The following is a 9212-nucleotide window of genomic DNA, read 5'->3' as shown; positions in this document are numbered from 1 at the left end:
TAACCCAACCGACTGCAGTAGTGGCTACGTTTAATGCTAGTCAAACACCATTTACAGCTTCAGCAAGTGGAGGTACGCCACCTTATACATACGAATGGTTGTATTTTGGTAATTATCAGTCTAGTGGAACGACTTTTAGTCCTTCTGAAAGTGGTGAATATACTTTAGTTGTTACTGATGCTAACGATTGTGAGGGTCGTAAACTCAATACCTACAGTAATACTGTTGATGTTTCAGAATTTGAAGATTTAGAAGTATTGATTTATCCTAATCCAGTTAAAGAGAGTTTAATTGTAGAAGTGACAAAACAGTCAAACTTAGATGAAGATTATAATATCAAAATCTTAGATTACAGAGGGAGAGTTGTCAAAGAAGATACATTTCAAAGACAAACTAAGATTAATAGAAATTCTATTGCTCCAGGTTTTTATGTAATAGTCATTTCATCACAAGATATAAGTTATCAGGAAAAGATATTCTTTGAATAATAATTCTAAGATTATTTAACCTTAACCAAACAAAGTTTAAATATGAAAACTAATTTTTTAATTATTTTCTTTTTTTCATTCTTATCCGTTCAAGCACAATTGACCGTTGATAACGCCCCTCCTAATGATAGTCCAGTTTATTTAGTTAACGATATTTTATTGGGAGATGGTGTGGTAGCCTCTAATCATACTTATCAAGGCGATTCTATTCAAATAGGTTTTTTTGACGGTACAGCATCTAATTTAGGCTTGAATAGTGGCATTGTGATGAGTACAGGTGATATTTCTATTCTTGACCCTAATTTTACTGGTTTTGGTGGTTTTATTGATGTTAACCCACCAGTTACAGATCCTGATTTGCTAGATGTGGCAAATAGTGTTCCTGCTTTGATTGGACAGAATTTTGTGGTACAAGATATAAACGATGTGGCAGTTTTAGAATTTGATTTTATACCAAGTAGTGATACGGTGACATTCCAATATGTTTTTGCTTCCCAAGAATATTTTGCTTTTGAAAACTCTCAGTATAACGATGTGTTTGGTTTCTTTATCTCAGGACCTGGCATTGTAGGGCCATATGCAAGTCCTGCGGCTTTTCCAAATGGGAGTATAAATATTGCGACTATAGAAGATGATAACGGAGTAGTTATGCCAGTTACTATATCTTCTGTTAATGCAACAGTTAATCCCGATTATTTTATTAATAATCAAGGTTTAGAAACTGTTGATGATGCTGATGGATTCACTATTCCTCTGACAGCTGTAGCTGCTGTTCAGTGTGGTGAGACCTATCATATTCGTTTAGCTATAGCAGATGGTTCAGATGGCGGATTATCTTCTTATGTCTTTTTAGAAGAAAATAGTTTTTCATCTCCCTTTTTGGAGGTAACTAACAATATTGGTCAAGACTCTAGTCATATTGTAATTCCTTGTGGAACCGATGTAACTTTATCCGCACAGATGTCTGTACCTGGAGTTTATCAATACCTTTGGAGTAATGGTTCTACTCAGCAAAATGTTACGGTTGGAGAGGGGTCTTATACTGTAGAGGTTACTAGTAATATAAATTGTGTTACACTTTCTGACACATTTTATGTAGATGAATTAAATACAGTTGAAATCGATTTGGGAGAAGATATTTCGGTTTGTGAAGGAGAAGATGCAACTATTGAAATAGAAACTCTGAATGCTATTGCGCCAATAAGTTACACTTGGAGTAGTGGGCAGAATACAGATCAAATAACAGTTCCTGCAGGCGTTTACGCTTTGACTATTACCGATGCTAATGGTTGTATAGGACAAGATGATATAACCGTATTTTCATTAGATAGACCTACTGCTGTTTTGGATGGAGGAGGTGCTATCTGTGAAGGACAACCTTTTGTATTACCTCTCAACGTAAATTTGACAGGTCAAGCTCCTTATTATATCAGTTATACCAATGGAGACCAGCAATTTGTTGATACTGCTATGTTCTCTAATTACTCTATAAATGCTACCTATACAGGTAATTATTCAATTACCTCTTTGACAGATAAAAATTGTTTAGGTTCAGCGAGTGGTTCTGCCTTAATTACTTACAACACCTTGCCAAAATCTTTAATTACTGGAGGAGAAACCATGTGTGATGGTGATAGTACACTAATTAGAATTGATGTTGAAGCCGATGCTTTACCTTACAATGTATTGTTAAGTAATGGTAATTATTCAATTAACTTTAGTTCACTTATGGATAGCTATATGACAACTTATGTCAAAGAGCCAGCTTCATATATAGTTAGTAAAGTTATTGATGCTAACGGTTGCCAATCTATTGAAAATGAAGGTATTGCTATTGTTGCTTTCAAGGATTTTAAAAATCCTGAAATCACGTCTCATTTTGATACGGTTGTTTGTCCTGTTGACAGTGCTTTTCAGTTAACAACTATGGAACCAAACGGACTTTGGACAGGTAAAGGTATGGGATTAAATAATTATTTTTATCCTATCAATGCCAACATAGGAGATAATTGGATATATTATAGCTTTCCAGAAAATTGTAATGAAACCGATTCTATTTTAATTGAATTAGGTTGTAATCTTCATATTTTTATACCCAATTCATTTACTCCTAATGGTGATGATGAAAATGAATTACTCGTTGTAAGAGGTAATAATGTGCTTACTTTTGAGATGTCGATTTATAATAGATGGGGGGAGTTAATGTATTTTACAGATAACATTAATTCGTTTTGGGATGGGAAGTACAAAAATAAAATTGTTCCAGAAGGCGCGTACTCTTACTCTTTCAGTGCCTATGGAAAAGACGCTCAATACATCACAAAAATGGGTGTAGTAAATGTTTTACACTAAATTTTTCCTAAATTTGTAAGGATACATTTGCTGTTCTTCAGCATTTTAAATAATTCCATGCCATTGAAAAAAGTAATCCTTATAATTTCTATTCTTTTATATAGTTATTCTACCTATGGTCAACTCACAGTAGACAGAACACCTCCGTATGATAATGTGAGTTTTTTGATTAACGACGTTCTTTTGTCAGACGATTTACCTATTTCAAATCTAAATTATAATGGCGACTCCATTCAAATAGGATATTTTAAAGGAACAAATTCAAATTTAGGACTAAACGGAGGAATAGTAATGGGAACGGGTGATATTGCTATACTAGACACTAGTTTCAATGGTATTGGTGAATTTGTAAATGTAAATCCAATCGTTACAGATCCAGATCTTTTAGATGTTGCTAATGCTGTTCCTGACTTAATAGGTCAAGATTTTAATGTTTCTGCCATAAATGATGTAGCAGTCTTAGAATTTGATTTTGTGCCTAATAGTGATACAGTTTCATTTAACTATGTTTTTGGTTCACAAGAATATCTTTTTTATGAAAACTCTCCTTATAATGATGTTTTTGGTTTTTTTATTTCAGGTCCTGGTATTTCTGGTCAGTACGCTAGTCCAACGGCTTTTACAGATGGTAGTATTAATATTGCAACTTTTGAAAGTGTTGAAGAAAATTCGCTTGGACAAATGTTACCCATTACCATTTCATCTATTTGTAATTTTGAGACAAATAATGCCGTCTATAATTCTCATTTATTTGTAAACAATCAATCCTTGGAATCAGTGGGTGGAATAAGAGGTTTTACAGATGTTATGACTGCAAAAGTAGTGGTTCAATGTGGAGAAACTTACCATATTCGTCTAGCCATTGCAGATGGTTCGGATGCTGGTATGTCATCTTTTATTTTTATTGAAGAAAATAGTTTTTCATCATCCTCACTTTATTTAAGTAACTCATTGGGTATTCAAGGCAATCAAATACAAATACCTTGTGGTTCAAAAATTGAATTGTCAGCTCAGTTAGAATCTGAAGATGATTATTCTTTTATATGGAATACAAATGATACAACACAATCAATAAGTGTTGGGGCAGGTAGTTATTATGTACAAGCGTCTAATGAAGGTTGTGTAATTAATTCTGACACAATTATAATAACAGAAACACCAATATTGGTAGATTTGGGTGAGGATGTTTATACATGTAAAAATGAGAATATAAACATAAATGTGAAATCAATTGATCAGGCTACACCTCCGTATTCTTATCAATGGAGTACTGGGCAAACTACAGAAAGTATAAACGTCTTAGATGGTACATATTGGGTGAAAATAATTGATGCTAATGGTTGTGAAGAAATTGACACTATTATTGTTCATGGATATAATCTTCCACAAGCGAGGACACATGGTGGAGGAAATATTTGTGAAGGTCAGACTTCTGATTTCCCAATTATAGATATAAACTTTTCTGGGCAAAGTCCATTCTATTTTACTTTTGGAAATGGAATTACTTCAATTCATGATACATCAACTACTATGAATTACTCCTTTGAGGCAAGAAATAAAGGAAACTATAAAGTTACTCAACTTAAAGACGTAAATTGTGAAGGTCTGCCATCAAATTCTGTAGAAGTTACTTATTCAACCTCATCATCATATATAGAAAATGGGAGTGTAATATGTGAAGGGGATAGTGCCTTGCTCACTATCCATTCAAAGGTAGATGCTCCGCCCTATAGTTTATATTTATTCAATGGTTCTTACAATAGAGTATTTGATGATTTAACCGAATCTAAATTTGAAGTATATGTCAAAGATTCTGCTAATTATACTATAAGTAAATTGATAGATAAATACGATTGTAAATCGCTTACTAATGAAGGTTTGGCTAGTGTTCGGTTTAAAGAACCGATTTTTCCAAAATTCATCACATCAGTTGATTCTATTTTATGTCCTGTTGACCCTCCAATTTTATTAGAGGCCATGCCTACAGGAGGAGTGTTTAGTGGCAAGGGAGTAGATTTTGAGGGGTATTTTCACCCTATAAATGCCTTTGAAGGAAAAAGTTGGGTTTACTATAGTTTTCCTAATAATTGTAACGAAACAGATTCTACTTATATACTAATAGATTGTGAGGTTCATTTATACATTCCGAATACCTTTACCCCTAACAATGATCAAATCAATGATTTTTTTGAGTTAAGAGGAGATAATATTTTAGAATTTGAAATCTCAGTTTACTCTAGATGGGGACAAAAAGTATTTTATTCTAATAGAATAGAACATCAATGGGACGGCACATATAAGAATAAAACATTACCAACAGGTGTTTATACTTACGCTGTTACAATTTATGGTAAAGACGCTGAAATTTTCAAGCAAAACGGTTACGTTAATCTAGTTCGTTAGCCAATAACTTATTGTCATTTCTTGTGGATTATTCTAATCAATTTCACATCTTTGTAGGTAGTGATTTATGTTGATGTCATATTACCTTTACCTCTTCAAAATAGCTTTACTTATGAAGTGCCTTCTGAATTTGAAGCTATTCAAGAAGGTATGCGTGTAGTCGTACAGTTTGGTCAAAAAAAATTCTATACAGCTATTGTTTTTAAAATACATAATGAAACTCCAAAAAATTATAGAGCAAAGCCGATAATTAATGTTTTAGACCATCAGCCAATCATTTCAAATCAACAATTTAGGTTGTGGGAATGGATAGCTAATTATTATTGTTGTAGCTTAGGTGATGTGATGCATTCTGCATTACCCTCAGTATTGAAACTTTCTAGTGAAACAAAGTTGAAAATCGCAGAAAATGAAGTTGATAAAAGCAGCTTAAATGATAAGGAATTTTTAGTTGTTGAGGCTTTAGAAATACAAAAGGAATTGACTTTAAATGAGGTTTCTAAAATATTAAATCAAAAAACCATCTTTCCAACCATAAAGTCATTACTCTCTAGAAAAGTTGTTTTATTATTAGAAGAGTTAAACGAGCAGTACAAACCTAAATCCGTCCGTCTTGTATCTTGTTTAAAGAAGGATATCAATTTTAAAATTTTTAAGAATGCTAAAAAGCAAGAACAAGTCTTTCGTTCATTCATTGATTTAACTAAAGAAAACAAAACACCTTCAATTACTGTTAAAGAATTGTTAGAGGTCTCGTCATCTTCTCATCAAACGCTTAATGCTTTGGTAAAAAAAGGTATATTTTCTATTGAAGAAAAAGAAATTTCAAGAATAGAAGTTTACGAAAATGAAGATTTAATTTCTTTTGATTTAAGTGATGAGCAACAAATTGCTTTAAATCAAATTAATAAATCCTTTGAAAGTAAAGAGGTCGTATTACTTCACGGTGTAACTTCTAGTGGTAAAACAGAAATTTTCATCAAACTCATACAAGAGGTAATTGCTAGAGGAGAACAGGTACTTTATTTGTTGCCAGAAATAGCATTGACTACACAAATTATTAATCGTTTACGAAAACATTTTGGAGATAAGGTCGGTGTTTATCATTCAAAATTCAATAATAATGAAAGGGGAGAGATATGGTCTGAGGTGTTAAATGGTAATCGTTTTCCTATTGTCTTAGGTACTCGTTCTTCTATATTTTTACCTTACCAAAACTTAGGTTTAATAGTTGTTGATGAGGAACACGAAAGTTCTTTTAAACAGAAACAGAGTTCACCACGATATAACGCTAGAGATACCGCTATAATGTACGCCAATTTACTTGGAGCAAAAGTACTGTTAGCTTCTGCAACTCCCTCATTAGAAACTTATCATAACGCTTTGTCTCAAAAATATGGATTGGTAACTCTATCAACTAGATATGGAGGAGTAAACATGCCTGAGATAGATATTGAGGACATCAAGTATGTTACACATAGAAAACAAATGAAAGGTGCTTTTTCACCTCGTTTGCTAGAAGAGATTGAAAAGTCTTTACTTAATAAACAACAAGTCATTTTATTTCAAAATAGAAGAGGTTTTGCACCGGTATGTAGTTGTAAATCTTGCGGTTGGACTGCTAACTGTCAAAGCTGTGATGTAAGCCTAACTTATCATAAGCAACAAGAGTTGTTAAAGTGCCATTATTGTGGATATTCAGAACATCTAGTCAAAAAATGTAAGGCTTGTGCAAGTGAGGTTCAAATCAAAGGTTATGGTACAGAAAAAGTCGAAGAAGAATTGCAGCCTTTTTTTCCCGATGCTATTATCAAGCGTTTAGATTTAGACACTACTAGAAGAAAAAATGCCTATCAGACCATTATTAATGATTTTGAAAATAGAAATATCGACATACTAATAGGTACTCAAATGCTAACCAAAGGACTTGATTTTGATCACGTTTCTCTTGTTGGTATTATAAATGCTGATGCCTTATTGAATTTTCCTGATTTTCGCTCGTATGAACGTTCCTATCAGTTAATGGCTCAGGTAGCAGGTAGAGCAGGTAGAAAAAATAAACAAGGTAAAGTCCTTATTCAAACCTATTCTGCCAATCATGATATAATTCATGCGGTTCAAGGGAACGATTATCTCAGCATGTATCATTCCGAATTACTAGAGCGAAAGACCTTTTATTACCCTCCTTTTTGCAAATTGCTTTCAATTATAGTTTCGCATAGAGATTATAATTTAACCAATCAAGCTGCTAGAGAATTAGCCTTAGTTTTACGTCAATCGTTTAGTCATAATGTTCTTGGTCCAGAATATCCAGCCGTATCAAGAATAAAAAACCGTTACCTAAAAAATATATTAGTGAAAATAGGAGCTGATTTATCTTTAAATCAGTCAAAAAGGCATATTTTAAAAGTGATAGATTCAGTACATAAGATGCCGCAATACAAATCGGTACGCTTCACAATAGATGTCGACCCTCAATAGTTTTTACAGCTTTTCCATAACGCTTCGTTTGGTGTTGGGGCAGTTATGCTTATAGGTTCATTTTTAACAGGATGTATAAAATCTATTTTCCTAGCGTGTAGGTGTATGCTTTTATCCTTATTAGTTCTGTCAAAACCGTATTTTATATCACCTTTAATTGGGCAACCAATTTTAGCAAGTTGAACTCTTATTTGATGGTGTCTGCCAGTTTTTGGACTGACTTCCAATAAGTGATAGTTATCTAATGAATGAATAAGTTCATAACTTAGTTCTGAACGTAAAGCATTATTAGCCTCTCTATTAAATGCTTGAGATTTATTTTTAGACTGATTTTTTAAAAGATAGTGCACTAAAGTATCTTTAGTATTTTGAGGTTTGTTTTTAACAATGGCCCAATACGTTTTTTGCACTTTCTTTTCTCTAAACATTTCATTTAACCTGCTTAGTGCTTTGCTTGTTCTTGCAAAAAGTACAACTCCGCTAACGGGTCTATCTAATCGGTGTACTACACCCAAAAATACTTCCCCTGGTTTATTGTATTTTTTCTTGATATAATCTTTAACGTATTCGGGTAGGGGTCTATCTCCAGTCTTGTCGCCTTGCACAATGTCAGACGCTTTTTTATTGACTGCAATGATGTGATTATCCTCATAAAGGACTTCTAGCATTTAGTATTGTTCTTTTTCGTTAGGAAAATCGGTAGTTTTCACATCAGATACATATTGACCAACAGCACCTTTTATATCTTCGTATAAATTGAGATATCGTCTTAAAAAACGAGGACTAAATTCGTGTGTCATACCTATCATATCATGAAGTACTAATACTTGCCCATCAACTCCACCTCCAGCACCAATGCCAATGACAGGAATACTTAACTTTTCAGCAACCTTAGTCGCTAATTTTGCAGGTATTTTTTCTAATACAATAGCAAAACAACCTGCATTTTCAAGATGTAAAGCATCTTCAATGAGTTTTTTAGATTCGGCTTCTTCTTTGGCTCTTACGGTATATGTGCCGAATTTATAAATAGACTGTGGTGTAAGCCCTAGATGACCCATTACAGGAATACCAGCAGTGAGGATTCGCTTTATAGATTCTAATATTTCACTCCCACCTTCCATTTTTACAGAGTGTGCACCAGATTCTTTCATAATACGAATTGCTGAATTGAGAGCTTCCTTTGAATTGCCTTGGTAGGCACCAAAAGGCAAATCAGCAACGATTAGTGCTCTGTCAACAGCTCTGACTACTGAGGCGGTATGATATATCATTTGGTCTAAAGTAATAGGAAGTGTAGTCTCATGACCAGCCATTACGTTTGAGGCAGAATCTCCAACTAATATAACGTCAACACCACCAGAATCAACAATTTTTGCCAAGGTATAATCGTATGCTGTAAGCATAGATATCTTCTCTTTATTTTGCTTCATTTCTAGAAGCGAGTGGGTGGTTATTTTTTTATAAACCTTTTTATGAACAGACATT

At 33.4% G+C, this 9212-nt stretch carries 6 protein-coding genes; 4 read left to right on the top strand and 2 right to left on the bottom strand.

Features of this window, described 5'->3' with window-relative positions; genetic code table 11:
- The 4 genes from ISP71_07725 to priA all read left to right on the top strand — a co-directional run.
- The coding region (locus tag ISP71_07725; GenBank protein ID MBL6663974.1) for a T9SS type A sorting domain-containing protein at window positions 1-488 on the top strand (488 nt) is incomplete at its 5' end.
- A 42-nt stretch (window positions 489-530) separates the two neighbouring features.
- Window positions 531-2840 carry a choice-of-anchor L domain-containing protein gene (locus ISP71_07720; GenBank protein MBL6663973.1) on the top strand — a complete coding sequence of 770 codons (2310 nt, stop codon included), beginning with the start codon at window positions 531-533 and terminating at the stop codon, window positions 2838-2840.
- 63 nt (window positions 2841-2903) lie between these two features.
- Window positions 2904-5243 (top strand): gliding motility-associated C-terminal domain-containing protein, encoded by a 2340-nt coding sequence (locus ISP71_07715; GenBank protein MBL6663972.1) that lies wholly within the window; start codon window positions 2904-2906, stop codon window positions 5241-5243.
- Window positions 5244-5303: 60 nt separating this feature from the next.
- A complete protein-coding gene (gene priA, locus ISP71_07710; protein MBL6663971.1) occupies window positions 5304-7724 on the top strand; it encodes a primosomal protein N' in 2421 nt (806 codons plus the stop codon).
- On the opposite strand, the gene ISP71_07705 is transcribed toward priA, so the two are convergent.
- The gene (locus tag ISP71_07705; GenBank protein MBL6663970.1) at window positions 7718-8392 is read right to left on the bottom strand and encodes an RluA family pseudouridine synthase; all 675 of its coding nucleotides are present in this window, start codon (window positions 8390-8392) and stop codon (window positions 7718-7720) included. The genes priA and ISP71_07705 overlap by 7 nt on opposite strands.
- The gene (gene panB, locus ISP71_07700) at window positions 8393-9211 is read right to left on the bottom strand and encodes a 3-methyl-2-oxobutanoate hydroxymethyltransferase (protein MBL6663969.1); all 819 of its coding nucleotides are present in this window, start codon (window positions 9209-9211) and stop codon (window positions 8393-8395) included.
- Window position 9212 lies beyond the last annotated feature (1 nt).

This window comes from Flavobacteriales bacterium (assembly GCA_016779995.1).
GTDB lineage: Bacteria > Bacteroidota > Bacteroidia > Flavobacteriales > UBA7312 > UBA8444.
This window is presented reverse-complemented; position numbering and strand designations above follow the sequence as displayed.